The organism is Bradyrhizobium sp. HKCCYLRH3061 (assembly GCF_051168015.1).
GTDB lineage: Bacteria > Pseudomonadota > Alphaproteobacteria > Rhizobiales > Xanthobacteraceae > Bradyrhizobium.
In genome coordinates, this window is record NZ_JBNPUE010000016.1 from 143022 (window position 1) to 168891 (window position 25870).

The following is a 25870-nucleotide window of genomic DNA, read 5'->3' on the forward strand; positions in this document are numbered from 1 at the left end:
GATTGAGTTCAACGACGCTTCGTTAAGTTCAAGAGGCGCGGCGATTCCGCATGTTCACGGAATCGCTGCTCGCTCGAATTGCAGCGCTCTGTAGGATTCGGACTTACAGCGAGCGCTGGATGGTCTCCACGCGATAACACTCGATGACGTCGCCGACACGCATGTCGCCGTAGCTCTCGAAGGCCATGCCGCATTCCTGGCCGGCCTGCACTTCCTTCACTTCGTCCTTGAAGCGCTTCAGGGTCGACAGCTTGCCCTCGTGAACCACGACGTTGTCGCGGATCAGGCGGACATTGGCGCCGCGTTCGACAGTGCCGTCGGTGACGCGGCAGCCGGCGACCTTGCCGACCTTGGAGATGTTGAACACCTCCAGGATCTGCGCATTGCCGAGCATGGTTTCCCGAAGCGTGGGGGCCAGGAGACCGCTCATCGCCTTCTTCACGTCATCCACGAGGTCGTAGATGATGTTGTAGTAGCGGATCTCGATGCCGTTGCGCTTGGCGAGTGCGGCCGCTTCCTTGTTGGCTCGCACCGAGAAGCCGATGATCGCGGCGTTGAAGCCTTCGGCCAGCGTGACGTCGGACTCGCTGATGCCGCCGACGCCGGCATGCAGGATGCGGGCGGCGACCTCCTCGGTGCCGAGCTTCTCCAGCGAGCCGAGAATGGCTTCCAGCGAGCCCTGCACGTCGGCCTTGATGATCAGCGGGAACTCCTTGCGGCCCACAGTCTTCAATTGCGACATCATCTGCTCGAGCGAACCGCGCATGCCGGAGATCGAGGCTGCCGCGTTCTCGCGCTTCTGGTGCGCGCGGTAGCTGGTGACCTGGCGGGCGCGGGCTTCGTTCTCGACGACGGCGAGACGATCGCCGGCTTCCGGAGGACCGTTGAAGCCGAGCACCTCGACCGGCACCGACGGGCCTGCCTCCTGCAACGTCTCGCCCTGGTCCGAGATCAGGGCGCGGACGCGACCCATCTCGGCGCCGGCGACGATGATGTCGCCGACCCGCAAGGTGCCGCGCTGGACCAGCACGGTGGCGACCGGACCACGGCCGCGATCGAGCTTGGCTTCGATCACGGTGCCTTCGGCCGGGCGATCCGAATTGGTCTTGAGGTCGAGGATGTCGGCCTGCAGCGCGATCATCTCCAGCAGACGATCGAGATTGGTCTTGTTCTTGGCGGACACCTCGACGTCGACGACCTCGCCGCCCAGCGATTCGACCTGCACCTCGTGCTGCAGCAGCTCGGTGCGGACGCGCTCGGGACGGGCGTCGGGCTTGTCGATCTTGTTGATCGCCACGATCATCGGCACCTTCGCCGCCTTGGCGTGGTTGATGGCCTCGATCGTCTGCGGCATGACGCCGTCATCGGCCGCGACCACCAGCACGACGATGTCGGTGACCTTGGCGCCGCGGGCGCGCATCGCGGTGAACGCGGCGTGGCCGGGCGTGTCGATGAAGGTGATCTTCTTGCCGGAATCCGGCGCGGTCACCTGATAGGCGCCGATGTGCTGGGTGATGCCGCCGGCTTCACCCGAGACCACGTTGGCGTGTCGCAGCGCGTCGAGCAGCGAGGTCTTGCCGTGGTCGACATGGCCCATGACGGTGACGACCGGCGAGCGCGGCTCGGTGTCGGTCGAATCGTCGACGACGTCGAACAGGCCCTCTTCCACGTCCGAGGCGGCGACGCGCTTGACCGTGTGGCCGAGTTCTTCCGCGATCAGCTGCGCGGTGTCGGCATCGATCACGTCGGTGATCTTGTGCATCGCGCCCTGGCGCATCAGCAGACGGATCACGTCGACCGCGCGCTCCGACATGCGGTTCGCCAGCTCCTGGATGGTGATGGCTTCCGGAATCGTCACCTCGCGGACGAGCTTCTCCTTCTGCTCGTTGGCGGCATGGCCCTTCAGGCGCTGCGTGCGGCGGCGGAACGATGCGATCGAGCGCTCGCGCACATCGTCGGCCGTGAGCGCCGTGACCACCGTCAAGCGGCCGCGCTGCTTCTGCGGACCCGGCTTGTGCGTGGTCTTCGGCGGCGGCGCGGGACGTGCGGCTCCGCCGGGCCCCCTGCGGATCTGGCGCGGACCCTCATCCTCGTCGGGACCGGCGGCAACCGCCGCCGGCGCGCGGCCGAGCGGGCCGCCTGCGGCAGGACGGGCGCCGGCCGGGCGGGCGCCTGCCGGCTGAGCGCCGCCGGGCCGCGAGCTCGGACCACCAATCTGCTGCGGCCGGCTGCCCGGTGCGCCGACGGGCCTGCCGGGGGCGGGCGTCGAGCGGGCCGGTGCGGTCGCGGCGGGCTGCGGCGCGGATGTCGCCGGACGGGGCGCCTCGCCCTCACCGAACCGCTTCTTGGCCTCGAGCTCGGCCTTGCGCTTGGCTTCCTCTTCGTGACGGTGCCGCTCTTCCTCGGCCTTGCGGCGCGCCTCGGCAGCCTCGCGCTCGGCGCGTTCGGCGGCTTCGCGCTCGGCGCGGCGGCGGGCTTCCTCTTCGGCCTGGCGGCGTTCCTCGATGTCGCGCACGCGGGCGTCGGCCAGCGCGCTGGCGCGCGCCGAGCGCTCGTCCTCTGTCAGGGTGCGGAGCACGACGCCGGAGCCGCTGCGCTGTGGGCCGGATGACCGCGGCCCGGACGGGCGGTTGCTCGCCGGCGGCGGCGTCGGCGCCTTGGCGACGGTCGGCTCCGGCGCGTGCGGCGCATCGGGCGCCCCATCGCCGACACGGCGCTTGGTGCCGCGCTTCTCGACCACCACCTGCTTGCTCCGGCCATGTGGGAAGCTCTGGCGCACCGTGCCAGTCTCGACGCGCGGCTTCAGCGTCAAGGTCTTGGTCGGGACACTCAGTTTCTTGTCGCCCGGAGTGTTGTTGTCGGCCATTCAGTCGTCCTAATCTCGTTTACCTGCGTGCGGGTCTGCCGCACCGTCCCATTCGTGCAATCGTCGCGTATTCGTCGCTATGTCTTCGAAGTCGAAGCAGATTTCGTGGCCGCGGTTCCGGCAATCTTGTCAGCGTCGGCCGACCGGTATCGGACCAGTGTCTGGCTGCGCGACAGGAATGTCCTGCTCGCCGGGCCTGCGAGCACGGCAGCATGTATCACATTTGAGCGCCCAAGTGCCAAATCCAATTCTGCCGAAGTGAGACAGCAGATGATCGGAATTGTCGGGGCTTGGCCCTGACCCTCGGCGTTCGGCCGCACCAGCGCGTCGAGCTTGCGGATCCCGTCGGCTGCACCGTCCGCAGCATGGACGAGGGCTGCCAAGGTCGACCGTGACTGCCGCTGCGACAGCGCCGCTTCCACCTTGGAGAAACCGGAGACGACCTCGCCGGCCTTGGCGGCAATCCCCAGCGCTTCGATCGCGCTGCGGGCCAGCAAGGCTTCCAGGTCTTCGGGAAGGGTAGGCGGGACGCGGACGTTGGTCTTGAAGCCTCGGCTGAAATGGTGACGCCGCACCGCCTCCGCAACCGCCTGGCGCGAGGCGGTGATCCACAAGCCCCGCCCCGGCAGCTTGCGCTTGATGTCGGGCACGACCTCACCCGACGGGCCGACGACGAAGCGGATCAGCTCGCCGATCGGCCGCACTTCGCGGCTGACCGCGCACATGCGCATGGTCGCGGACTTCTCGGTCCGCGGTCCATTGTCGAGCTCGGGGTCGGCCAAAGCGAGCATGCGGTGATGCGGCTCCTCATCTCAAGCGAGCTGGGTCAGGGTGGGGGTCATTGCGGTGTCCATGGGGCGAGCCAAACGGGTCAGGCGGGCTGTCCTTCGGTCGTTTCGTCCTCATTCTCGGGCTCGGCTTCGGCCTTGGCGAGGTCAGCCTCACTGATCCAGCCGGCCTTGACGCGGGCCTGCATGACCATGGCTTCGGCGTCATCGCGGGAGACATCGAGACCGTCGAGGAAACCGGGGAATTTGGTGGCTTCGCCCCCCTCCTTGCGCTCGGTCCAGCCGACCAGATCGTCGGTGGCGCAGCCCGCGAGGTCCTCGACCGTCTTGATGTCGTTCTCGCCGAACTTGACCAGCATCTTGGTGGTGACGCCGGGCACGTCCTTCACCGCGTCCTCGACGCCGAGCTCCTTGCGCCTGGCCTCGAGCTCGGCTTCCTGCTGCTCGAGGAATTCGCGGGCGCGGGTCTGCAGCTCGGTCGCGGTCTCCTCGTCGAAGCCCTCGATGCCGGCGAGATCCTTGAGGTCGACCAAAGCGAGCTCCTCGACCGAGGTGAAGCCTTCGGACGCCAGCAACTGGCCGACGACCTCGTCGACGTTCAGCGATTCCATGAACACGCGGGTGGAATTCTCGAAGTCGGCCTGGCGGCGCTCCGATTCCTCCTGCTCGGTCAGGATGTCGATGTCCCAGCCGGTCAGCTGCGAGGCGAGCCGGACGTTCTGGCCGCGGCGGCCGATCGCCAGCGAGAGCTGGTTGTTGGTGTCGGGGACGACCACCTCGATGCGCTCGCGGTCCTCGTCGATGACGACCTTGGCGACTTCGGCCGGCGCCAGCGCGTTGACCACGAAGGTCGCGATGTCAGGCGACCACGGGATGATGTCGATCTTCTCGCCCTGCAGCTCGTTCACCACGGCCTGCACGCGCGAGCCGCGCATGCCGACGCAGGCGCCGACGGGGTCGACCGAGGAGTCGCGGGAGACAACGCCGATCTTGGCGCGCGAGCCGGGGTCGCGAGCGACCGCCTTGATCTCGACGATGCCGTCATAGATCTCCGGCACCTCCTGCGCGAACAGCTTGGCCATGAACTGCGGATGGGTGCGCGACAGGAAGATCTGCGGTCCCCGGGTCTCGCGGCGGACGTCGAACACATAGGCGCGGACGCGGTCGCCGTTGCGGAAGACCTCGCGCGGCAGCATCTCGTCACGGCGGATGATGGCCTCGCCGCGGCCGAGGTCGAGGATCACGCTGCCATACTCGACGCGCTTGACGACGCCGTTGACGATGTCGCCGATGCGGTCCTTGAACTCCTGGTACTGCCGGTCGCGCTCCGCCTCGCGCACCTTCTGCACGATGACCTGCTTGGCCGATTGCGCGGCGATGCGGCCATATTCCAGCGGCGGCAGGGTGTCCGCGATGGTGTCGCCGATCTGGGCGCCCGGGTTGGCGCGGCGCGCATCATCCAGCGAGATCTGGTTGGAGGGGTTCTCGACCTTCTCGACCACCAGCATGTGGCGCGACAGCCGCAGCTCGCCCTTCTTCGGATCGATCTCGGCATGAACGTCGGTCTCGCTGCCGTAGCGGGCGCGGGCGGCCTTGGCGATCGCGTCTTCCATCGCGGCGATCACGATGCCGCGGTCGATCGACTTCTCGCGCGCGACGGCGTCGGCGATCTGCAGCAGTTCCAACCGGTTGGCGCTGACGGCCATGGCTCAAGTCTCCTCTAATCAGGATCGATCTCGCCCCTGCGCGCGCGGTCGGCAGCGAGGCGATGTTTCTTGGTGTTGGTCGGCAGCGGCTTCTTGGCCGGCTGCTTGTCTTTCAACTTCGGCTTCGGCTTGGCCTGGGCCGCCGGCTTGGCGTGCGGCGCCAGCGGCGGTGCGATGCCAAGCTCGCGCTTCTTCTCACGCTCGGCGGCCTTGCCGCGGCGCATGGATTCGGCGATCAGCTCGTCGGTCAGCACCATCTTGGCGTCGCCGATGTCGGTCATCGGCAGCACGACATCGGCATCCTGGTCCTTGGCGACGTCGTCGCGGGTGATGCGGACGCCGTCACCTTCGACGCCCTTGATGATGCCGCGGAAGCGTTTGCGGTTCTGATGCGCCACCGCCATCTCGATCTTCACGAGATGCCCGACATGGCGCTCGAAATCGGAGCGGCGGACCAGCGGCCGGTCGATGCCCGGCGAGGAGATCTCGAGCCGGTAGGCACGGTCGATCGGGTCGGCGATATCCAGCACCGGCGACAGCGCCCGCGACACCGCCTCGCAATCCTCGATCTGCATCGTGCCGTCGGGGCGCTCGGCCATCACCTGGACGGTGCAGCCGGCCTCGCCGGAGATGCGGATCCGCACCAGACGGTACCCCATTCCCTGCAGCACGGGGTCAGCCACCGCCGCGACGCGCGCCGCGACGCCCGGCTCAACGACGAGACGGGGCTCGGTCAGGAGGTCGGTGTCAGCGGTTGCGAACGTAGGTTCCGTCATCGAGGCGTCGATCGCGTGTCTTGCTTGGTTGGGCCGTCGGGCCTGTTCGATCGCGCTCACCGGACCGATCCCGCCCGTGGCGGAGCGATCCAGGTAACAAAAAAGAGCGGGTCCGGAAGGGCCCACCCTCACTACGCGATCGTATATGAGATGATGTTTGATGGCGCTCATATAGCCGCTTTGCCGCCTGACGGCAAGGGTCGTGTCGGCTCAAACGGCGCCTGGAACTGGGAATCTGCTCCGCGCCAGGAGTGCGGATCGGATCGTTTTCCCCGACCGGGAACGGCCGAATGCCGCGGGATCTAACCCTTCATTCACCAAGATCGCTTAAAAATGAGCTGAGTTCGCGCTTTTCGCCTCCGTAGTCGTGCCGCACGGAGCGGAGCGCACGGAAACGTGTCGTGTTGCGTATCGAGTAGACGTCATGACCCCGGCAACCGCGCTGATCCCCGGCCTCGGCCGGATCGTCAGGCAGGGCAATGCTGAACGCGGCCTCGAGGCCACGCGCCGCATCGCCGACCTGTTCTTCGAGGATGCGACGAAGCTGCGTCCCGAGCACATCAATCTGTTCGACGGTCTCCTGATCGATCTGGTCCCGTTCGCGGATCTGCCGACGCGGATCGATCTGGCGGAGCGGTTGTCGCGGCTCCTCAGGGCGCCCCGTGCCGTCGTCAGCCGGCTGGCGCACGACGACGAGGTTGCGGTGGCGGGTCCGCTGTTGCGGCGTTCGCTCGTGCTCGACGATCCCGTGCTCATCGCCATTGCGCGCGACAAGAGCCAGGGACATCTGCTCGCGATGGCAGAGCGGACGCGCCTGTCGGCCGATATGACCGATGTGCTGGTGCGCCGTGGTGATCGCGACGTGGTGCGGCGGACTGCTGCCAATGACGGCGCCGCGTTTTCCCCGCGCGGCTATGCCGCGCTGATCCACCGCGCGAGTTCAGACGGCGTGCTGACGCTCACGGTCGGCCGGCGCGACGATGTTTGCGACGATCATCTGAAACAACTGCTGGCCGGCGCGCTCGATGTCGTCAGGCGGCGGCTGTTCGATGTGGTGCCGCCGGACAAGCAGGCGAGGATCAAGCAGGCCCTCGCCGAGCTCGCCGATGCGGCACAGGCAACAGACAGCACGCGCAATTTCGTGCCGGCGCAGCGGACCATCCTGTCGCTGTATGAAGCCGGTGCCTTGGACCAGTCGGCGCTGTTCGGCTTCGCATCCGAGCACAAATACGAGGAGGTCATCGCGGCGCTCGCCGCAATGACGGGATTGAAGATCGCGACGCTCGACCGGCTCATGTCGGGCGATCGTCACGATCCGCTTCTGATCCTGGGGCGCATGATCGGGCTCGATTGGCGCACCGTGCACGCACTGATCCTGCTGCGCCTCGGACCGAAACGCGTGCCGGCGCAGCGCGACATCGATGCGATCAGGGTCAACTACGCGCGCCTGCTGCCATCCACCGCCGAGCGGGTCGTCGCGTTCTGGAAGACACGGCATTGAATGACGCCCACGGCGCAGTGGTCAGCGCCGGCGGAAGATCAGGTAGTTGGCGACGCGGCCTTCGCGCGTCGCCTTCCGTCCGTAGCGCGTCATGGTGTAGCCCGGCCAGGGCAGACGCCAATCGTCGGCGCGCTCGGCCGTCCAGGCGAACTCGGGCGACCGGAGCAGATGCCACAGCGTCCAGGCGCAATAGTCGGCGATGTCGCTGACGAAGCGGAACTCGCCGCCGGGCCTCAGGACGCGCGCCATCGCGGCGATCGTCGCATCCTGCACGAAACGCCGCTTCCAGTGCCGCCGCTTCGGCCAGGGATCGGGATGGATCAGGTCGATCCGCTGCAGCGACTGCGGCGGCAGCCAGGCCAGCAGTTCGGCGGCGTCGCCGGCCAGCAGCCTGATATTGCCGATGTTGTCGGCCTCGATCGCCGACAGGATCTTGGCCATGCCGTTGACATAGGGTTCGCAGCCGATGAAGCCGGTGGTCGGAAACGCCTTTGCTTCGGCGGCAAGATGCTCGCCGCCGCCAAACCCGATCTCCAGCCGCAGCGCGTCGACCGGCGGATCGTACAGCGAAGGCAGCACGGCTTCCGCGGGAGCGGCGAGATCGAGCGCGAGATGCGGCAGCAGGTTGCCGACAAGGTCGGCCTGATGCGCCCGCAGCTTGTGGCCCTTGCGCCGGCCGAAGAACGAACCCTGACCATGCAGGGCCGCGGTGTCGGTGTGATTGTCGTCGTCGACGGGCATGTTGATCGCGGTGCTCATCGCAGCGTTTCATAGAGGCGGTAGAGCAGCCTTGTCCGCGGCTCGATCGAGGAGATGTACATTTGCTCGTAATGCGTATGCGCGCCCTTGCCATCGACGCCGAGCCCATCGAGCGTCGCCGTGAACGGTGCGGTGAAATTGCCGTCGGAACCGCCGCCGGTATAGGTGTCGATCAGCTCAAAGCCGATTTCGTCGGCGAGCGATTTCGCATGCTCGAACAGGGCGGCGCCGGCGTTGCCCTTGACGTAAGGCGGCCGGTTCACCTCGCCGCTCACTTCGACCGTGACGCCATCGCTGCGCGAGGTCAGCCCCAGGATCTTGGGCAGGATTTCCTCGGCATCGGCAGGCGTCGGCAGCCGTGCGTCGACCTCGGCATAAGCTTCCTCGGCGATCACGTTCGGACGCGTTCCGCCGCGCACGACGCCGACATTCACGGTGATGCCGCGGGCGGGGTCGTTGAGCGCCTCGAGGGCGTGAATGACGTTGGCGAGTTCGCGGATCGCACTGCGTCCATCCTGTGGACGCGCGCCGGCATGCGCGGGCACGCCGCGGATCGTCACGTCGAACCGCGCCACGCCCTTGCGTCCGGTCACGATCTTGCCGCCGTCACGCGCGGGCTCGGTGACGAGGACGTATTTGGCCTTGCGGCCTTCCTCCTCGATCAGCGCGCGCGAGGTTGGGCTGCCGATCTCTTCATCCGAGACGAACAAATGAGTAATGCCGAGCGGCGATTTTTGACCGCCTGCGCAGAGTTGACGAAAGGCGTGGAAGGCGAGATACGCGCCGCCCTTCATGTCGTAGATCCCCGGACCGTACGCGACGTCGCCGTCGACCGAGAACGGCAGCCGCGCGATGAACCCGATCGGATGCACCGTGTCGAGATGGCTCAGGACCAGGATGCCAGGCTCGTCCTGTCCCCACGACGACCGTGCGACGAGGTGGTCGCCGCAGCCGTCGCGTCCGGCGATCCGTTCGATCGTGGCATCGAGCCCCCGATAACCATCCGCGACAAGGGAAGCCAGCTTGTTGACCTGATCAGGCGCCTCGGTCGGGGTCTCGATCTCGACCCATTGGCGGATGCCTTCGAGAATTGTGCGACTATCGAACGGGCTGCTGCTGCTGCTGGTTGTCATGAGCTTTGTAAATCGTTCTCGATGGTTACGAAGTGGTAGCAGGCGGTTGGGCGCGCTGGCGCGTCGCGGGGCGGGTTGGCGGCCGGGACGCCGGAGTTCCAGGCCACATGTGCATAAAAAGATTTAGAGCGCGATAGCCTTTCCCGAAGGGGAGCCATCGCGCTCTATTGGTCGTGATCCAACCTGTCTATCGGTTCATTCGTCTGCGGAATGAAGCGTGCCCAGCGCGTCGTCCGCAAACGTGCCCCGCTGATGGCCCCCCGAGGGCGCTGACATTCCTATGAGAGTGATCACGATAGGAATGTCAGCGCCGGCGCATCAGCTAGCCTTCTTCCGGAGCTTCGCGATCAGCGATCTGCTCGACCAGGTCGACGATGCTGCGACGAAGCTTCGAATCGTGGATCCGCGTGAATGCGCGGGTCAACGCCAGTCCTTCGGAGGTCGCCAGGAAATCAGACACATAGGCGGGCGAAGCGCCTTCGCCGAAAGCTTCACCGTTGGTCCCGCCACTCGGGACCCCTTCGAACAGGAAGGAGACCGGGACCTGCAGAACCTCCGATATCTGCTGAATCCGGCTGGCGCCGACTCGATTGGTGCCTTTTTCGTACTTCTGTATCTGCTGGAACGTGAGTCCGAGAGCCTCACCAAGTTTTTCCTGGCTCATGCCCAACATGATACGGCGCATCCGCACCCGGCTGCCGACATGCTTGTCAACAGGGTTGGGCGCTTTCGTCGACATCTCTCAACTCCTTAGAATGGGCCTCGGAACGAGGCGGTCGCAGTATGCCTCAGGCGCTCACACCGTCAATTTCTGTTCGCATGTCGTACTAACGAAGACGGCCGAGCAACGAACTGGACGGCTCATGCTGCCGCGCGAGAATGCGAATTGCAGCAGCTATCTGTCAACACTTGGGGTTTTGCTTGTCAAAAAAAATCTTACGGACCCGGAAAGAATCGAGATCTTGCTGTCGTCAGGGAAGCTTTTGAGCAACACGTCTGCGAACGACGGTGCTCAGGGCGATCACTAACAGGATCGCAACCGGAATGTCGCCGAGCCTTGCATAGACGGTCGGCTGCAACGCAACAGGCAGCGCGGAATCCAGCACGCCCTCTGCGCCGAGAGGCAATTGCTTAACGATACGGCCGACGGGATCGATCACTGCGGAGATGCCGGTGTTCGCAGATCGAACTAATGGAAGTCCTTGCTCGATCGCGCGCCACTGCGCCTGCTGCAGATGCTGATGAGGACCGGTCGAAATGCCGAACCAGCCATCGTTCGTCAGGTTGACGATCCAGCCCGGTCGTTCCTCGCTCGGCACGCTGTCACTCGGAAAGATCGCCTCGTAGCAGATCAAGGGAAGCACACGCGGGGCGTGTGGCACGTCCAGGTTGCGTCGCACCGTGCCAGGGATGAAGCCGCCCTGCACCCGCGTGAGCTGCTCGAGCCCGATCCGCTCCAGCAGAGTCTGGAACGGCAGGAACTCGCCGAATGGGACCAGATGGAGCTTGTCGTAGACCGACAGCACGGTGCCGTCGTGATCGATCACGTAGATCGAATTGTAGGCCCGGGTGATCGGGGTGTTGCGAGGCGCGTCGGGGGCGCGGACCGAACCGGTGATCAGCACCGTGCCCGGTGACAGCAGGTCGGCGATCTGGCCCATCGCGTCCGCCTCGCGGGTTAGGAAGAACGGGAACGCCGATTCCGGCCAGATCAGGACGTTGGCGTCCCGGACACCGGTGGCGTTGGGGCCGGAGGCCCGGTCCGACAGCGCCAGATAGCGGCGCATGACGTCCGCCTTGGCGCCATAGTTGAACTTCACGTCCTGCTGCAGGTTCGGCTGCATGATCCGCAGCTTGAGGTCGGCGACGAAGGCGGTCGGATGCAGCCCGAGCCGGATGACGCCGAACACGCCCATCATCACGAGCAGGGCGGCGGCCGCGGCCGGAGCCCGCCAGCGCTCGCGCCAGGTCTTGCCGTCGATCAGCACCGCTGGGCTGGCGAAGATCGCGATCGCCAGGAACGTCATGCCCCAGATCCCGATCAGCGAGCCCGCCTGCGCCAGCGCGAGCGGCTGCGACAGGGCATAGCCGAACGTGTCCCAGGGGAAGCCGGTCAGCGCGTGGCCGCGCAGCCATTCGCTCGCGGTCAGGCAGACGGCGAGCGCCAGGATGCGGGTTGCATCACGCGTCCAGATCAACCGGGCCAACGCGAAGCCCAGCGCCGGAAACAGCGCGAGATAGGCCGGCAGGCCCAGCACGGCGAACGGCATCAGCCAGGCGAAGGTGTCGGCATCGACCAGGAACGCGTTGCCGATCCAGTACAGGCCCGGCACGAAATAGCCCATGCCGAAGCAGAAGCCGGTGAAGGCGGCAGCCGGGATGCCGCGCCGCCGTCCCGCCGCGGCGCCGTCGATCAGCCAGACCAGCACCGGGAAGGTGATCGCGAGCACCGGCCAGACGTTGAACGGGGCCATCGCCAGCGAGGAGAGCGCGCCGGCAGCGAGCGCGATCGCCGCACGCTTCCAGCCCCAGGCCAGGACAACGCCGATGGCGAGGCCGCGAATCGTCGATGGGCGGATCACTGTGAGCTGGCTCCGTCGCCCCTTGGCGGGCTGCTATCGTCATGGACCGGCGCAGGGCCGGCCTCTGCCGGCGGCGGCTCGGCCGGGACGTCCGTGTCCGGCGGGGTCACTTCCGGCGCAACGTCTCGACGCCGGCTTTCGCGCGGCGGGCGGGGCGTGGGGCGTTCCTTGCGCGGCGCGATGCGCAGCCGCTTGACCCGGCGCGGATCGGCATCGAGCACCTCGACCTCGAAATTGCCGGGGCCGGAGATCAGCTCGCCGCGCACCGGCAGCCGGCCGACATGGTTGACGAGATAGCCGCCGAGCGTCTCCACGCCCTCGCCGGCCTCGCCCGTCACGAACTCCTCGCCGATCACCCGGCGGACGTCGTCGAGGCTGGCGCGGGCGTCCGCGATGAAGGCGTTGTCGGCCTGCCGCACGATCGCCGGCGGCTCGTCGCTGTCGTGCTCGTCGTCGATCTCGCCGACGATCTGCTCGACGATGTCCTCGATCGAGACCAGCCCGTCGGTGCCGCCATATTCGTCGACCACCAGCGCCAGATGGATGCGCGAGGCCTGCATCTGCGCCAGCAGATCGATCGCGCGCATCGATGGCGGCACATAGAGCAGCTTGCGGATGATGTTGGCCTCGAACAGCGGCATCGAGAGGTCGACTGCCTTCAGGTCGAGCCCGGCCGGCAGCGGCTTCTTGCGCCGCGCCTTGACCTCGTCCGAGACGCGCGCCTGTGCGGTGGTGAAGGCGAGCAGGTCGCGGATGTGGACCATGCCCTCGGGATCGTCGAGCGTGTCGTTGTAGACCACGAGCCGTGAATGCGAGGCACTCTCGAACAGGCTCATCAGCTCGCCGAGCGTGATGTCGCGCCTGACCGCGACGATGTCGGCGCGATGTACCATCACGTCGGCGATCCGCCGCTCGTGCAGATCGAGGATGTTGCGCAGGAGCGTGCGCTCGACCGCGGAGAAGCCGATGTCGTCGGGTGTCGAGGCGTCGAGCACGACCTGCAGGTCGTCGCGCACCGATCCGCCGCCCTTCCATCCGAACAGATTGCGCAGCGCGCGAAAAAGCCAGTTCTCGCTCGGCGAGCGGCCGAGCTCGGATGCCGGCACCACGGCCGGAAGATTGCGCGTGTTGCGCGGATTGTCGTGAATGGGTTCGGAGTCGGCCATGATCAATTCGTCCGCTCCCGGTCGGCATAGGGATCGGGGATGCCGAGATGGGCCAGGATCTCGCGCTCGAGCGCCTCCATCTCCTCGGCCTCGTCGTCGGTCTCGTGATCGTAGCCGATCAGGTGCAGGAAGCCGTGCACCGCGAGATGGCTGAGGTGCTGGTCGAACGGCTTCTGCTCCTCGTCGGCTTCGCGCCGCAGCGTCTCGTAGGCGATGGCAATGTCGCCCAGCATGCGCGGCGCGTCGTCGTCGCCACGCGGGCCGGTCGGCTGCAGCGCCGGAAACGACAGCACGTTGGTCGGCTTGTCGATGCCGCGCCAATTGCTGTTCAGGGTGCGGATGCCGTCGTCGTCCGTCAGCATCACCGCGATCTCGGCGTCGCCGACGTCCGCGTCGACCGTCTCGGCGGCGGCGACGATGGCGCGATGTATGACGTCCTCGGCGTCGGGCTGGTCCTGCCAGCAGTCGGCGGCGACGATCACCTCGGTGGTTGGAATGGGACTTTGTGGCATCCTGGTCGTTCTGTGCGGATGGCGCTTGGATCACGCGCCGATCGGCGAGCTTGCTCTCGGGGTCAGCGCGCCTTTGGGCTCTCATAGGCGGCGACGATACGCGCCACCAATTCGTGGCGAATGACGTCCTCGCCGGTGAACCTGACCTGCGCGATCCCGTCGACGCCGTCGAGCAGCCGCGCGGCCTCGGCGAGGCCCGACGTCTGGCCGTTCGGCAGATCGACCTGCGAGGGATCGCCGGTGATGATCATGCGGCTGTTCTCGCCCAGGCGCGTGAGAAACATCTTCATCTGCATCGATGTCGTGTTCTGCGCCTCGTCGAGAATGATCGCGGCATTGGTCAAGGTGCGCCCGCGCATGAAGGCGAGCGGCGCGATCTCGATCTCGCCGGCCTGCAGCGCACGCTCGACGATGCGCGCATCCATCAGATCGTACAGCGCGTCGTAGATCGGGCGCAGATAGGGATCGACCTTCTCGCGGAGGTCACCAGGCAGGAAGCCGAGCCGCTCGCCGGCTTCGACAGCCGGGCGTGAGAGGATGATGCGGTCGACTTCCTTCCGCTCGAACAGCTGCGCTGCATGCGCGACCGCGAGCCAGGTCTTGCCGGTGCCGGCCGGACCGATGCCGAACACCAGCTCGTGGCGCTTCAGCGCGCGGATATAGGAATCCTGCGCGGCGGTGCGGGCGCGCACCGGACGCTTGCGCAGGTTGATGCTCTCGAACGCGTTCTTGGCGTTCTTGGCGTCGAACTCGAACAGCGAGCCCTGCGCGACCACGGCGCGGATCGCGCCCTCGACGTCGCCCTGCGCCAGGTCCTGGCCCTTGACGGCCTGCGCATAGAGCGATTCGAGCACGCGCCGTGCGGCATCGCAGCCGTCGCGGGTGCCGCCGATGGTGATGTGGTTGCCGCGGGAATCGACGACGACGCCGAGGCGTCGTTCGACCAGCGCCAGGTTCTGGCCGTAGGGGCCGACCAGGGCGGATGCGGCGCGGTTGTCGTCGAAATCGATGACGACCTGGGTCTCGGGGGGCATGGACATGTCGCGGTCGTACTTGCGGCTGGGAGCGAGGGAAGACGAATCCGATGCGCTCTTGGGCAAGTGCTCAGCCTCCGATGGACACGAGGGGCGTGGGGGAGATCACTGCCGGCGCGGCCGTGACGAGCTCGCCGAGCAGGCTGTAGCGTTCGAGACTGTCGATCCGCACCGGCAGAACCTGGCCGATGATGTCGTCGGACGCCATGACGTGAGCCGGCTGCAGATACGCGGTCCGTCCGACGAGCTGCCCGGGCCTGCGCGCTGGCCGCTCGAACAACACGTCGACGACCTGGCCGATCGCGGCCTTGTTGAAGGCTGCTTGCTGGCTGTCGATCAAGCTCTGGAGGCGCTCCAATCGCTCGTCCATCTCGGTCGCTGACACCATCTCCGGCATGTCCGCTGCCGGAGTTCCCGGACGCGGCGAATACTTGAACGAATAGGCCGCAGCGTAGCCGATTTGGTCGATCAGGGCGAGGGTGGCGCGAAAATCTTCCTCGGTCTCGCCCGGGAACCCGACGATGAAATCCGAAGAGAATGCAATGTCGTCACGGACGGCGCGGAAACGGTCGACGACTTTGCGATAATCGGTCGCCGTGTGTTTGCGGTTCATGGCGCTCAGGATGCGGTCGGATCCCGACTGAACCGGCAGATGCACGAACGGCATCACCGCTGCGAGATCGCGATGCGCCGCGATCAGGCTGTCGTCGACGTCGTTAGGATGGCTGGTCGAGTAGCGGATCCGCGCCACGCCCGGAATCTCGGCAATCCTGTAGAGCAGCCGACCCAGCGTCCAGGGCCGGCCGTCGGGGCCTTCGCCGTGATAGGCGTTGACGTTCTGGCCGATCAAAGTGATCTCGCGAACGCCGTTGTCGGCGAGCTGCGCCACGTCGTCGACGATGCGCGCCACCGCGCGCGACATCTCGCTGCCGCGTGTATATGGCACCACGCAGAAGGTGCAGAACTTGTCGCAGCCTTCCTGCACGGTGACGAAGGCCGAGACGCCGCGGGCGCGGATGGCCTCGCGGCTGGGCTTCGCCAGGAAGCCGAACTTGTCGTCGGCCGGGAATTCGGTCTCGATCGCCCGCTCGCCGCGGCGGGCCTGGGCCAGGAGCTGCGGCAGATGGTGGTAGCTCTGCGGCCCGACCACGACGTCGACGGTGGGGGCGCGGGTGATGATCTCCTGGCCTTCCGCCTGCGCCACGCAGCCGGCCACTGCGATCTGCATCGTCCGGCCGGCCCGCGCGGCGTCCTCCTTGGCGACCCGCAGCCGCCCGAGCTCCGAATAGACCTTCTCGGAGGCCTTCTCGCGGATGTGACAGGTGTTGAGGATCACGAGATCGGCGTCGCTGGCCTCGGCGGTCTCGACGAAGCCCTCAGGCCCCAGCGTGTCCACCATGCGCTGGGCATCGTAGACATTCATCTGGCAGCCATAGGACTTGATGTGCAGCTTGCGCGGCGGCGTCATGAACCCTTGCATGCAGTCGGAGGCGCGCCCAATTGGCGCCGCGCTCAGATATAGGCTAGGGGGCCGGAAATCCAGCGATCGCGGGCTTTTTCTCGGCCAGCCGGCTCAGAATCGCCGGCAACTGCCGCATGTCGTCGAAAACCAGGGTGGCGCCGGCGGCGCGCAGGTCGTCGGCGTGCCCGGGCCGGCAGTGGCTGCCGCCGTGAAACCCAAGCACCGTCATGCCGGCGGCGACACCGCCCCGGATACCGGCCGTGCTGTCCTCGACCACCACGCAGGCCGCGGGACGCGCCTTCATCTGCGCTGCCGCGAACAGGAACAGATCGGGCGCGGGCTTGCCGTTCTCGACCTGGGAGGATGAGAAGATGTGCGGGGCGAGGCGATCGTAGAGCCGGGTGGCGCCGAGGCTGACGCGCATGCGCTGGTGCGATCCGGAGGAGGCGACGCACACCGGCACGTCGATGGTGTCGAGCGCCTCCATGATCCCGTCGATGGCCGCGAGGTCCTGCTCGAAGGCGCGGAACAGGCGATCCTGCAGTTTCGGGTTGAAATCGTCGGGCAGGCTGCGGCCGAGTTCGGCCTCGACCTCGAGCTTCGCCTGTTTCAGCGACCGGCCCAGGAACCGCGCGAACACCTGCTCGGTCGTGATCGGATAGCCGCACAGGCTGAGCACGTCGGCGTGCGTCTGACAGGAGATCACCTCACTGTCGACCAGCACGCCATCGCAATCGAAAATGACGAGATCGAAGTTCGAAGCCGGCGCTACGTCAGCCATTCGTCTCTTCGTCGAGCGGCACGCAATACAGCTCCAGCCGGTGGTCGACCAGCTTGTAGCCGAGCTTGCGGGCGATCTCGGCCTGCAGCTTCTCGATCTCCTCGGAGGTGAACTCGATCACCTTGCCGTCGCGCAGATTGATCAGATGATCATGATGGCTGTCGCGCATCTGCTCGTAGCGGGCGCGGCCCTCGCGGAAATCGTGGCGCTCGATGATGCCGGCATCCTCGAACAGCTTCACGGTGCGATAGACCGTGGAGATCGAGATCTTGTCGTCGACGGCGACGCAGCGCCGGTACAACTCCTCGACGTCGGGATGGTCGCAGGCTTCCGCGAGCACGCGGGCAATGACCCGGCGCTGCTCGGTCATGCGCATGCCGGTGGCGGCACAGCGGGCCTCGATTCCGGTGGAATTGAGCGCTGGCGTAGTTTTCAAGGAGGAGGTCATCGTGTCTCGCCTCAAGGATGCGCTTTCTGCCACCAAGCGCAGGTTACGACAAGTCCCGGCGCATCAGAAGCGCATTCAACTGTTCCCCGCCGGGCTGAAGGTAATAGCGTTCCCGACGGCCCACGGTCGCAAATCCGGCGCGTTCATAGAGTCGGCGGGCCGGCTGGTTGTTTTCCTCCACTTCGAGAAAGACCGTCCGGACCCCGCGCCCCGCGAGGTGCCCGAGATGCTGCAGCAACAGATCACGAGAAAATCCGCGGCCGCGCTGATTTGGGTCAAGTGCAACTGACAATATTTCCGCTTCGTCCGCGCCGATCCGCGAGACGATGAAGCCTATGAGCTTCCGCCCGAGCCGCAGCCGATGGATCATGGTGTTGCGCTCGGCCAGCATCGCCTCGAACTCGCCTTCGCCCCAGCCGCGGTGAAACGAGGCGGCGTGGATCTGGGCGAGTCTGGCGGCGTCGCGCAGCGAGGCCGCTTCGATCAACGGTTTGGGGCTGCCGAGCCAGCGGAAGAACATGTTCATGACGAGATGGCCGTCTGCACCGGTTGACGCGTCGCGCCGGCGGGCGGCTTGACGTCGGGTGCGCGCAGATAGAATGGCCGCGCCGGCGCGTGCACTGGGTCGGCGGCCGCGCCGAGCCAGGCGACCCAGCCGATGTCGGGTCCGTCTTGCGAGTCGACCGCAACTGGCGCGGCTGATTCCTTCGGCCACCGCTCGGCCAGCAGCGCCGCGGCGTTGCCGACGAGGTGTGGGGCGCCGAGCCGCGCGACCGCCAGAACGTCGTCCAGCGCAGCCACCTGGGGCGCGACCAGCTCCTCGCCGTTGCCGCTCACGACTTGGTAGTAGACATGGTCGTGCCGGGCATCGATCGCCGAGATCACCGGGTTGGCGCGGTCCTCGCTGACGATCGGCGCCGCGTAGGCGGACAGCGTGGTCACGCCGACGACCGGCTTGTGGGCGGCCAATCCGATGCCGCGGGCGGCGGAGAGCCCGACCCTCAACCCCGTGAAGCTCCCGGGGCCGGTCGTCACCGCGATGCGGTCGAGATCGGCGAAACCGACGCCGGATTGCTGCATCACGCGCGCGAGCAGCGGCATCAGGGCCTCCGCGTGGCCGCGCTTCATCGGGAGTGTCTCCTGCGCCCGCATCAAGGCCGAATCAGTATCCAGCACGGCAGCGGCGCAATGGTCGAGGGCAGTATCGATGGCGAGGATCAACATCCGGTCGGGTTCGCATTGAAGAGAGCGCAAATACCTATTGTGGTACCGTGATAAAGTTAGTTGACGCCTTCTTACATCCTCATCGGGAAAAACGCATCAAGGCGCAACTACTGATACGCTAAGTTACTGAACTATATGCCATTTAAGCAAATCTTTCCGCGTCTGTGGGAATTATCCGCTCGGCACGTTCGGGGGAGAGATGACGCGCCGCCCGTTGGCGGATGGCCGCCCCCGTCCCGAGAAGAGGAATTTCCATGTCATTCTGGTCAGGCAGTTCGGCATCGCGCGATGCGATGGCGCAGGTCGCGGCGATCAACCGCTCGCAAGCGGTGATCGAGTTCGACACCGACGGCACGATCATCACCGCCAACCAGAATTTCCTCGACGCGATGGGCTACTCGCTGAGCGAGATCCAGGGCCGGCACCACGCGATGTTTGTGGCGCCCGAGATGCGCGACAGTGCCGAGTACCGCGCCTTCTGGGCCGATCTGCGGGCCGGGAAGTTTCGTTCGGGGGAGTACAAGCGGTTCGGCAAGGGCCACCGCGCCGTCTGGATCCAGGCGAGCTACAATCCGGTGATCGACGGCGGCAAGCCGGTCAAGATCATCAAATTCGCAACCGACATCACCGAGCAGAAGATGCGCAGCATCGAGGACGCCGGCAACATCGCGGCGATCGGGCGCGCCCAGGCGGTGATCGAGTTCAATCTCGACGGCACCATCATCGATGCCAACGATCAGTTCCTGAGCGCGATGGGCTACACGCTGGCCGAGATCAAGGGCCGGCATCACAGCATGTTCGTGCTGCCCGACGAACGCGACAGCGCCGCCTACAAGGAATTCTGGACCAGCCTCAGTCGCGGCGAATTTCGCTCGGGCGAGTTCAAGCGTTGCGGCAAGGGCGGCCGGGAGATCTGGATTCTCGCGTCCTATAACCCGATTCTCGATGACGAGGGGCGGCCGTTCAAGGTCGTCAAATACGCCTCCGACGTGACGCAGCAGAAGCTGGCTGCGGCCGATTTCGCCGGCCAGATCGCCGCGATCCGCAAGTCCCAGGCGGTGATCGAATTCGACCTGAACGGCATCGTGCTCGACGCCAACGAGAACTTCCTCGCCACGCTCGGCTACACGCTGGCGGAGATCAAGGGTCAGCACCATCGCATGTTCATGCCGGCGGGCATGGGCGACAGCGCCGCGTATCGCGAGTTCTGGGCCGCGCTCGGCCGTGGCGAATTCCAGATGGGCGAGTTCGAGCGCGCCGGGAAGGGCGGACGACAGGTCTGGATTCAGGCGAGCTACAATCCGATCAAGGATCTCAACGGCAAGCCGTTCAAGATCGTGAAATTCGCGAGCGACGTCACTGCGCAGGTGATCAGCCGCATGAAGGGCGACAAGGTGCGCGGCATGATGGAGCACGTCGCCGCCGGCGCCGAGCAGCTCAATTCCTCGGTGCAGCAGATCGCCGATGCCATGGCGAAGTCGAAGGAGACGGCGACGGCGGCGGTATCGCGCGTCGAAGACGCGGACCAGCAGGCCAAGCGCCTGTCCTCGGCAGCCGGCGCCATGAGCAGCATCGTCGAGCTGATCGGCAGCATCACCGGCCAGATCAATCTCCTGGCGCTCAATGCGACGATCGAATCGGCCCGTGCCGGCGATGCGGGGCGCGGCTTTGCCGTCGTCGCCGGCGAGGTGAAGAACCTTGCCACGCAGGCCAAGCAGGCCACCGATCGCATCGGCAGCGAGATCGGCAATCTCAACGGCATCTCGTCCGACGTCGTCGGCGCGCTCGACGCCATCAAGAACGCGATCGAGAGCGTGAACGACTACGTGTCATCGACGGCGCACGCCGTCGGCGAGCAGAGCGCCGTCACCAGCGAGATGTCGGAGAATATGCGCCAGGCAGCTGCGGAGGCAGCGTCCATCGGCAAGGCGGCGTAGAGAGCGAATGGCGAATAGGGAGCAGCGAATAGGGAATGCATCTACTCGCTACTCACTATTCCCTACTCGCTCGCCCCCTTGTCACATCGGCCGGACTTCGACCACCTCGGGCACGAAATGCTTCAGCAGGTTCTGGATGCCGTGCTGCAGGGTCGCGGTCGATGACGGGCAGCCGGAGCAGGCGCCCTTCATGTTGAGATAGACGATGCCGTCCTTGAAGCCGCGGAAGGTAATGTCGCCGCCGTCATTGGCCACGGCCGGGCGGACGCGGCTCTCGATCAGGTCCTTGATCATGCCGACCGTCTCGGTGTCGGCCTCGTCGTAGAACTCGTCGTCCTCGTCGGCGGATTCGTCATTGGCGGCGCTGCCGTCGGCGAGCAGCGTCGCGCCCGACATGTAGTGCTCCATGATCGCGCCGAGGATCGCCGGCTTGAGGTGCTGCCATTCACCGTCGCTCTTGGTGACGGTGATGAAATCGGCGCCGTAGAACACGCCGGTGACGCCGTCGACGGCGAACAGGCGCTCGGCCAGCGGCGAGCGCGCGGCGGCGTCGCGGCTGTTGAATTCCATCGTGCCAGCGGGCAGCACGACGCGGCCCGGGATGAACTTCAAGGTGGCGGGATTGGGGGTGGCTTCGGTCTGGATGAACATGGTTTTCTCCGGCAGCGCCGGTTCAAGGCCGGCCTGTGGTGTCCTCATAGCAGATGGCGCGAGCGCGCGCACGATCAAGGGGGCTCGGCCGGCGTTTCCGCTCTAAGCCTATGAAAGAGCGTCGAGATCGGCGTCACCGAGATCGCCCGGCACGATCACCAGCGGGATCGGGAAGGCGCCGCTCGTCTTGGTGACATGGGTGACCAGGGGTCCCGGCCCCTCGGGGCCCGAATGGGCGGCGAGCACCAGCAGCGCGATGTCGCTGTCATGCTCGATCGTCTCCAGGATCTGCGCTGTCGGCTCACCCTCGCGGATGACCCGTTCCGGCGCGGTCACGCCGATCGCGGACAGCAGCGCCGCGGCCTGGTCGAGCTCGGCATGCGCTTGCTCCTGCGCCTCCGCCCGCATCAGGTCGGCGACCCCCAGCCATTGCTGGTTCTGATCCTCCGTTTCGATGACGTGGAGCATGACGATGCGGCCACCGGAACGGACCGCCCAGCGGCCGGCATAGCGGACCGCGCGGTCCCATTCCTCGCTGTCGTCGACCACGACCAGGCATTTCGGCGCATGGCCGGTCTGGTAGCTCTGCCGCTGCGCCGCCATCGCGTTCCCGCCTGCTGCTGCGAGTCGATCCGGCCGCGATGCTGCCACAGCCCATCTCCGTTGGGGAGAGGGCTGCGGGTTCCATGGCGCCTGCAATGACACCGGTGGTGCGGCAGCAAGGCCGACTTCGGGAGCTCGCGCCGTGCCGCTCTGGTCAGGGCTTGCGGATGAAGCCGACGATGTCCTTGGCCGTCTTCATGGTCTCCGCGGCGATGGCCTGGGCGCGGTCCGCGCCGTCGACCAGCACGGACTCGACATAGCCGGGATCAGCGGTCAGGCGCTTCATCTCGGCGGCGATCGGCCCGAGCTTGGTGACGCACAGCTCGACCAGCGCATTCTTGAAGCTGGAGAACTGGCCGCCGCCGAAATCCCTGAGCACATCGGCCTTGCTGCGGTCCGACAGCGCGGCGTAGATGCCGACGAGGTTATCGGCCTCGGGACGTGCGTCCAGCCCCTTTTCCTCGGTCGGCAGCGGCTCCGGATCGGTCTTGGCCTTGCGGACCTTCTGCGCGATCGTATCGGCATCGTCGGTGAGGTTGATGCGCGAATAGTCCGAGGCATCGGACTTCGACATCTTCTTGGTGCCGTCGCGCAGCGACATCACGCGCGTCGCGGGACCCGTGATGAAGGGTTCCGGCAGCGGGAAGAACAGGCCGTCGCCGAAGCCGTGGCTGCGGATCGAGTCGCCAAAATCATTGTTGAACTTTTGCGCGATGTCGCGCGAGAGCTCGAGATGCTGCTTCTGGTCCTCGCCGACCGGAACATGGGTGGCGCGGTACAGCAGGATGTCGGCGGCCATCAGCACCGGATAGTCGTACAGGCCGACCGATGCGTTCTCGCGATCCTTGCCGGCCTTCTCCTTGAACTGCGTCATGCGGTTCAGCCAGCCGATGCGCGCCACGCAGTTGAAGATCCAGGCCAGCTCGGCGTGTCCCGAGACCTGGCTTTGGTTGAACACGATGTGCTTCTTCGGATCGATGCCGGCGGCGATGAAGGCGGCCGTGACCTCGCGGGTGTTGCGCGCGAGCTCGGCGGGGCCGCCCCAGACGTCGATCGGCATGGTGATCGCGTGCATGTCGACGACGCAATAGATGCAGTTGTGGGTCTGCTGCATCTTCACGAAGTTGACGATCGCGCCGAGATAGTTGCCGAGATGCAGGTTGCCGGTCGGCTGGACGCCCGAGAAAACCCGTTCCACGAAGGCCATGATCACTGTTCCGGATGATGGATTTGGGCGTCGTTTGGCACGTGCGCCTCAAAGGTGCAAGTCGGCGGCGGGCTTTTGCCGGATCGCCCGGACTGTTTCGCGCCAGCTCACGGCGCCGAGGGCCAAAATAAGCACTCCGTAGAGGATGATGGCGCCGCTGATCAGGGCGGCGAGCAGCGCGGCCGCGCCGAGATGGCTGCTGCTCCACGCGCCGGCGACGCGTCCGGCGACGATCCAGAGGACGGCGCCCATGACCATCGCAGCCAGCATGATACGCGGCAGCCGGCGCCGCGCGGCAGGGGGAAGCGCGAAGCCGAAGCGCGTGGCGCCGCGCCGGATCAGGACCGCCGCATTGGCCCAGGCACCGAGCGCGAGCCCCGCCGCGATGCCGCTTGCCGCGAAGACGTGTGCGAGCAGGAACGCCAGCGCGATCGCGACAGAGCATCCGATCAACGTCGCGCGCAGCGGCGTCTGCGTGTCCTCGCGCGCGAAGAAGGCGGGCTGCAGCGCCTTGGTCAGCACCTGCGCCGGCAACGCTGCCGCGAGCCATGTCAGCACCTGCGCCGTCGCGGCGGCATCGTCCGAACTGAATGCGCCATGTTCGAACAGCAAACGAATGATCGGCTCGTTCAGGATCATGAGTCCGAGCGTCGCAGGCAGCGCGAGCCCGATCGTCAGCTCGAGGCCGCGCGATTGCACCTCCGCGAGAGCCGCCTTGTTGCCCTCGTGCAGCGCGCGCGTCAGCTCCGGCACCAGCACCGTGCCCATGGCAACGCCGACGAGCCCGAGCGGCAGCTCGATCAGGCGGTTGGCGAAATACAGCCACGACACCGCGGACGGCGAGGTGGAGGCGATGATCGCGCCGCCGACCGCGAGCAGTTGCGGGCCGGCGCTGGCGACCATGCCGGGCAGCGCCTTGGCGAAGAAGCCGCGCATCTCGGCGTCGAGGGCGATACGCACCGGCGCGGCAATGCGGCTGCTGCGTCCGCGCCGCGCGAGCAACGCGAGCTGCAGCAGCCCGGCGATGCCGATGGTCGCGGCGAGCATCAGCGCGGCCCGCGAGGGATCCGGATGTTGCATCAGCAGCACGATGGTCACGCTGATCAATGCCACGTTGAACAGCAGCGGGGCGAAGGCCGCGAGCGCGAAGCGTCGTTGCGCGCTGGACAGTGCGAGCAGCACCGTCGAGGGGCCGGCGAAGGCGAGATAGGGCAGCATCAGCCTGGCATCATTGACGGCCAAGGTGAGCGTCTCTTCACCGGCGAAGCCCGGCGCGAGCAGGGTCATCACGAACGGCATCAGCAGCGCCAGCACCAGGGTGGCGGCGAGCAGGCCGGCGCTGACGGTGCCGAGCACACGGCCGGCAAAAGCTGCCGCATGTGTCGTACCAGCCTGCTGGTATATTCGCAGCCAGGCCGGCACCAGGGCCGCATTGAGCGCGCCCTCCGTCAGCAATCGCCTGATGACGTTGACGAGTTGAAACGCCGCGAGAAATGCGTCCGCGACCGGACCGGCGCCGAGCAGCGCGGCCATCAGCGCATCCCGGATGAAGCCGAGCAGGCGCGAAGCCAGTGTTCCTGACACCACAGTCACGAATGAGCGGATCATCAGGCTTCTATAGCAGCGCCGCTTGTGATAGGCCGCAGCGTTTGCAAAACGCCGTAAACGGGGCCAGTGGATGACTGACGCGAAATACGATGTTCTCGGGATCGGCAACGCGATCTTCGACGTGCTGGTGCATGCCGATGAAGCCTTTCTCGCCCGGCACGGCATGACCAAGGGCAGCATGGCGCTGATCGACGAGGCCCGCGCGGCCGCGATCTATGCCGATATGGGCCCGGCCACCGAGATGTCCGGCGGTTCGGGGGCCAACACCATCGCCGGCCTCGCCAGCCTGGGCGCGCGTGCCGCCTACGTGGGCAAGGTCAAGGACGACCAGATCGGCCGGATGTACCGGCACGATATCCGTGCCGCCGGCGTGACCTTCGATACCGCGCCCGCTGCCGACGGCCCGGCGACCGGCTGCTGCTACATCCTGGTGACGCCGGACGGCGAGCGCACCATGAACACCTATCTCGGCGCCGCGCAAAATCTCACCGCCGCGGACATCGATCCCGCGCAGATTGCGGCGGCGCGCATCATCTATCTCGAAGGTTATCTGTGGGACCCGAAGGACGCCAAGGATGCGTTCGTGAAGGCGGCGGCGATCGCGCATGACGCCGGACGCGAGGTCGCGCTGACCCTGTCGGATTCGTTCTGCGTCGACCGCTATCGCGAGGAGTTTCTCGACCTGATGCGCGGCGGCACCGTCGATCTCGTGTTCGCCAACGAGGCCGAGCTGCATTCGCTGTACCAGACCTCGGATTTCGACGGCGCGCTGAAGCAGCTGCGCGAGGACGCCACGCTCGGCATCGTCACCCGCAGCGAAAAGGGCTGCGTCGTGGTGTCGAATGACGGCGTGATCTCGGTGCCGGCGCATCCGATCGAGAGCCTGGTCGATACCACCGGCGCTGGCGATCTGTTCGCCGCCGGCTTCCTGTTCGGGCTGGTGCGCAAGACCGGCTACGAGATGGCCGGCCGCCTCGGCGGCCTGGCTGCGGCCGAAGTGATCCAGCACATCGGCGCAAGGCCGCAGGTGTCGCTGAAGGAACTGGCGGTGCAGAGCGGGCTGAAGGTTTAGGCCTGGGCTGAGGCGGCTCGGCCATTCTCTGTCGCGTGTGACACATCTCTCTCC

Annotated in this window: 23 protein-coding genes; 3 read left to right on the plus strand and 20 right to left on the minus strand. The window is 66.4% G+C overall.

What is annotated here, in order from left to right:
• Nucleotides 1–103 precede the first annotated feature (103 nt).
• The 4 genes from infB to rimP form a co-directional block, all read right to left on the minus strand.
• Nucleotides 104–2866 carry a translation initiation factor IF-2 gene (gene infB, locus ACQR2C_RS24350; RefSeq protein WP_315803933.1) on the minus strand — a complete coding sequence of 921 codons (2763 nt, stop codon included), beginning with the start codon at nt 2864–2866 and terminating at the stop codon, nt 104–106.
• A gap of 77 nt (nt 2867–2943) precedes the next feature.
• Nucleotides 2944–3657 (minus strand): RNA-binding protein, encoded by a 714-nt coding sequence (locus ACQR2C_RS24355; RefSeq protein ID WP_315803932.1) that lies wholly within the window; start codon nt 3655–3657, stop codon nt 2944–2946.
• Nucleotides 3658–3737: 80 nt separating this feature from the next.
• A complete protein-coding gene (nusA, locus tag ACQR2C_RS24360; RefSeq protein WP_316179038.1) occupies nt 3738–5360 on the minus strand; it encodes a transcription termination factor NusA in 1623 nt (540 codons plus the stop codon).
• 14 nt (nt 5361–5374) lie between these two features.
• Nucleotides 5375–6136: a ribosome maturation factor RimP gene (gene rimP, locus ACQR2C_RS24365; protein ID WP_316179039.1), complete on the minus strand. Its 762-nt coding sequence runs from the start codon at nt 6134–6136 to the stop codon at nt 5375–5377.
• 424 nt (nt 6137–6560) lie between these two features.
• Between rimP and ACQR2C_RS24370 the strand changes: the two genes are divergently transcribed.
• A complete protein-coding gene (locus tag ACQR2C_RS24370; protein ID WP_434882302.1) occupies nt 6561–7637 on the plus strand; it encodes a DUF2336 domain-containing protein in 1077 nt (358 codons plus the stop codon).
• Between the two features lie 21 nt (nt 7638–7658).
• Here ACQR2C_RS24370 and ACQR2C_RS24375 read toward each other — a convergent pair whose 3' ends face one another.
• The 12 genes from ACQR2C_RS24375 to tsaB all read right to left on the minus strand — a co-directional run bounded on the left by ACQR2C_RS24375 (nt 7659) and on the right by tsaB (nt 18738).
• Nucleotides 7659–8396, minus strand: coding sequence for a tRNA (guanine(46)-N(7))-methyltransferase TrmB (locus ACQR2C_RS24375; protein ID WP_434882303.1), 738 nt, complete (start codon nt 8394–8396; stop codon nt 7659–7661).
• Nucleotides 8393–9529, minus strand: a complete 1137-nt coding sequence (locus ACQR2C_RS24380; protein ID WP_434882304.1) for a M20 family metallopeptidase — start codon at nt 9527–9529, stop codon at nt 8393–8395. The genes ACQR2C_RS24375 and ACQR2C_RS24380 overlap by 4 nt, the downstream gene beginning before the upstream one ends.
• A gap of 322 nt (nt 9530–9851) precedes the next feature.
• Nucleotides 9852–10268 carry a helix-turn-helix domain-containing protein gene (locus tag ACQR2C_RS24385; RefSeq protein ID WP_006615449.1) on the minus strand — a complete coding sequence of 139 codons (417 nt, stop codon included), beginning with the start codon at nt 10266–10268 and terminating at the stop codon, nt 9852–9854.
• A gap of 232 nt (nt 10269–10500) precedes the next feature.
• Nucleotides 10501–12111 carry an apolipoprotein N-acyltransferase gene (lnt, locus tag ACQR2C_RS24390; RefSeq protein WP_434882305.1) on the minus strand — a complete coding sequence of 537 codons (1611 nt, stop codon included), beginning with the start codon at nt 12109–12111 and terminating at the stop codon, nt 10501–10503.
• Nucleotides 12108–13277 carry a hemolysin family protein gene (locus ACQR2C_RS24395; RefSeq protein WP_315803926.1) on the minus strand — a complete coding sequence of 390 codons (1170 nt, stop codon included), beginning with the start codon at nt 13275–13277 and terminating at the stop codon, nt 12108–12110. The genes lnt and ACQR2C_RS24395 overlap by 4 nt, the downstream gene beginning before the upstream one ends.
• Nucleotides 13278–13279: 2 nt before the next feature.
• Entirely contained in the window at nt 13280–13789 is a 510-nt protein-coding gene (gene ybeY / locus ACQR2C_RS24400) for an rRNA maturation RNase YbeY (RefSeq protein WP_315803925.1), read from the minus strand.
• Nucleotides 13790–13851: 62 nt separating this feature from the next.
• Nucleotides 13852–14829 (minus strand): PhoH family protein, encoded by a 978-nt coding sequence (locus ACQR2C_RS24405; RefSeq protein WP_316215359.1) that lies wholly within the window; start codon nt 14827–14829, stop codon nt 13852–13854.
• 64 nt (nt 14830–14893) lie between these two features.
• Nucleotides 14894–16291, minus strand: coding sequence for a tRNA (N6-isopentenyl adenosine(37)-C2)-methylthiotransferase MiaB (miaB, locus tag ACQR2C_RS24410; RefSeq protein WP_315803923.1), 1398 nt, complete (start codon nt 16289–16291; stop codon nt 14894–14896).
• Between the two features lie 55 nt (nt 16292–16346).
• Nucleotides 16347–17066, minus strand: coding sequence for an HAD family hydrolase (locus ACQR2C_RS24415; RefSeq protein WP_315803922.1), 720 nt, complete (start codon nt 17064–17066; stop codon nt 16347–16349).
• On the minus strand, nt 17059–17514 hold the full coding sequence (locus ACQR2C_RS24420) for a Fur family transcriptional regulator (protein WP_315803921.1): 456 nt from the start codon (nt 17512–17514) through the stop codon (nt 17059–17061). The genes ACQR2C_RS24415 and ACQR2C_RS24420 overlap by 8 nt, the downstream gene beginning before the upstream one ends.
• 43 nt (nt 17515–17557) lie before the next feature.
• The gene (rimI, locus tag ACQR2C_RS24425) at nt 17558–18040 is read right to left on the minus strand and encodes a ribosomal protein S18-alanine N-acetyltransferase (protein WP_315803920.1); all 483 of its coding nucleotides are present in this window, start codon (nt 18038–18040) and stop codon (nt 17558–17560) included.
• Nucleotides 18037–18738, minus strand: coding sequence for a tRNA (adenosine(37)-N6)-threonylcarbamoyltransferase complex dimerization subunit type 1 TsaB (tsaB, locus tag ACQR2C_RS24430; RefSeq protein ID WP_315803919.1), 702 nt, complete (start codon nt 18736–18738; stop codon nt 18037–18039). Before tsaB ends, rimI begins: the two co-directional genes overlap by 4 nt.
• 254 nt (nt 18739–18992) lie before the next feature.
• On the opposite strand from tsaB, the gene ACQR2C_RS24435 reads away from it, so the two are divergent.
• A complete protein-coding gene (locus tag ACQR2C_RS24435) occupies nt 18993–20675 on the plus strand; it encodes a methyl-accepting chemotaxis protein (protein WP_434882306.1) in 1683 nt (560 codons plus the stop codon).
• An 81-nt stretch (nt 20676–20756) separates the two neighbouring features.
• Here ACQR2C_RS24435 and ACQR2C_RS24440 read toward each other — a convergent pair whose 3' ends face one another.
• The 4 genes from ACQR2C_RS24440 to murJ form a co-directional block, all read right to left on the minus strand.
• Nucleotides 20757–21326, minus strand: a complete 570-nt coding sequence (locus tag ACQR2C_RS24440; protein WP_316179056.1) for a NifU family protein — start codon at nt 21324–21326, stop codon at nt 20757–20759.
• Nucleotides 21327–21434: 108 nt separating this feature from the next.
• Nucleotides 21435–21929 (minus strand): universal stress protein, encoded by a 495-nt coding sequence (locus ACQR2C_RS24445; RefSeq protein WP_315716941.1) that lies wholly within the window; start codon nt 21927–21929, stop codon nt 21435–21437.
• 154 nt (nt 21930–22083) lie between these two features.
• Nucleotides 22084–23136: a tryptophan--tRNA ligase gene (trpS, locus tag ACQR2C_RS24450; protein WP_315803916.1), complete on the minus strand. Its 1053-nt coding sequence runs from the start codon at nt 23134–23136 to the stop codon at nt 22084–22086.
• Nucleotides 23137–23184: 48 nt separating this feature from the next.
• Entirely contained in the window at nt 23185–24744 is a 1560-nt protein-coding gene (gene murJ / locus ACQR2C_RS24455) for a murein biosynthesis integral membrane protein MurJ (protein WP_434882307.1), read from the minus strand.
• A gap of 70 nt (nt 24745–24814) precedes the next feature.
• Between murJ and ACQR2C_RS24460 the strand changes: the two genes are divergently transcribed.
• Nucleotides 24815–25816 carry an adenosine kinase gene (locus ACQR2C_RS24460; protein ID WP_315803914.1) on the plus strand — a complete coding sequence of 334 codons (1002 nt, stop codon included), beginning with the start codon at nt 24815–24817 and terminating at the stop codon, nt 25814–25816.
• The last annotated feature ends 54 nt before the right edge of the window (nt 25817–25870 follow it).

What these genes read in the sequence shown, in the direction of transcription:
- infB (WP_315803933.1), bottom strand. Translation starts at nt 2,866, where the DNA reads ATGGCCGACAACAACACTCCGGGCGACAAGAAACTGAGTGTCCCGACC.
- ACQR2C_RS24355 (WP_315803932.1), bottom strand. Translation starts at nt 3,657, where the DNA reads ATGCTCGCTTTGGCCGACCCCGAGCTCGACAATGGACCGCGGACCGAG.
- nusA (WP_316179038.1), bottom strand. Translation starts at nt 5,360, where the DNA reads ATGGCCGTCAGCGCCAACCGGTTGGAACTGCTGCAGATCGCCGACGCC.
- rimP (WP_316179039.1), bottom strand. Translation starts at nt 6,136, where the DNA reads ATGACGGAACCTACGTTCGCAACCGCTGACACCGACCTCCTGACCGAG.
- ACQR2C_RS24370 (WP_434882302.1), top strand. Translation starts at nt 6,561, where the DNA reads ATGACCCCGGCAACCGCGCTGATCCCCGGCCTCGGCCGGATCGTCAGG.
- ACQR2C_RS24375 (WP_434882303.1), bottom strand. Translation starts at nt 8,396, where the DNA reads ATGAGCACCGCGATCAACATGCCCGTCGACGACGACAATCACACCGAC.
- ACQR2C_RS24380 (WP_434882304.1), bottom strand. Translation starts at nt 9,529, where the DNA reads ATGACAACCAGCAGCAGCAGCAGCCCGTTCGATAGTCGCACAATTCTC.
- ACQR2C_RS24385 (WP_006615449.1), bottom strand. Translation starts at nt 10,268, where the DNA reads ATGTCGACGAAAGCGCCCAACCCTGTTGACAAGCATGTCGGCAGCCGG.
- ACQR2C_RS24395 (WP_315803926.1), bottom strand. Translation starts at nt 13,277, where the DNA reads ATGGCCGACTCCGAACCCATTCACGACAATCCGCGCAACACGCGCAAT.
- ybeY (WP_315803925.1), bottom strand. Translation starts at nt 13,789, where the DNA reads ATGCCACAAAGTCCCATTCCAACCACCGAGGTGATCGTCGCCGCCGAC.
- ACQR2C_RS24405 (WP_316215359.1), bottom strand. Translation starts at nt 14,829, where the DNA reads ATGTCCATGCCCCCCGAGACCCAGGTCGTCATCGATTTCGACGACAAC.
- miaB (WP_315803923.1), bottom strand. Translation starts at nt 16,291, where the DNA reads ATGACGCCGCCGCGCAAGCTGCACATCAAGTCCTATGGCTGCCAGATG.
- ACQR2C_RS24415 (WP_315803922.1), bottom strand. Translation starts at nt 17,066, where the DNA reads ATGGCTGACGTAGCGCCGGCTTCGAACTTCGATCTCGTCATTTTCGAT.
- ACQR2C_RS24420 (WP_315803921.1), bottom strand. Translation starts at nt 17,514, where the DNA reads ATGACCTCCTCCTTGAAAACTACGCCAGCGCTCAATTCCACCGGAATC.
- rimI (WP_315803920.1), bottom strand. Translation starts at nt 18,040, where the DNA reads ATGAACATGTTCTTCCGCTGGCTCGGCAGCCCCAAACCGTTGATCGAA.
- tsaB (WP_315803919.1), bottom strand. Translation starts at nt 18,738, where the DNA reads ATGTTGATCCTCGCCATCGATACTGCCCTCGACCATTGCGCCGCTGCC.
- ACQR2C_RS24435 (WP_434882306.1), top strand. Translation starts at nt 18,993, where the DNA reads ATGTCATTCTGGTCAGGCAGTTCGGCATCGCGCGATGCGATGGCGCAG.
- ACQR2C_RS24440 (WP_316179056.1), bottom strand. Translation starts at nt 21,326, where the DNA reads ATGTTCATCCAGACCGAAGCCACCCCCAATCCCGCCACCTTGAAGTTC.
- ACQR2C_RS24445 (WP_315716941.1), bottom strand. Translation starts at nt 21,929, where the DNA reads ATGGCGGCGCAGCGGCAGAGCTACCAGACCGGCCATGCGCCGAAATGC.
- trpS (WP_315803916.1), bottom strand. Translation starts at nt 23,136, where the DNA reads ATGGCCTTCGTGGAACGGGTTTTCTCGGGCGTCCAGCCGACCGGCAAC.
- murJ (WP_434882307.1), bottom strand. Translation starts at nt 24,744, where the DNA reads ATGATCCGCTCATTCGTGACTGTGGTGTCAGGAACACTGGCTTCGCGC.
- ACQR2C_RS24460 (WP_315803914.1), top strand. Translation starts at nt 24,815, where the DNA reads ATGACTGACGCGAAATACGATGTTCTCGGGATCGGCAACGCGATCTTC.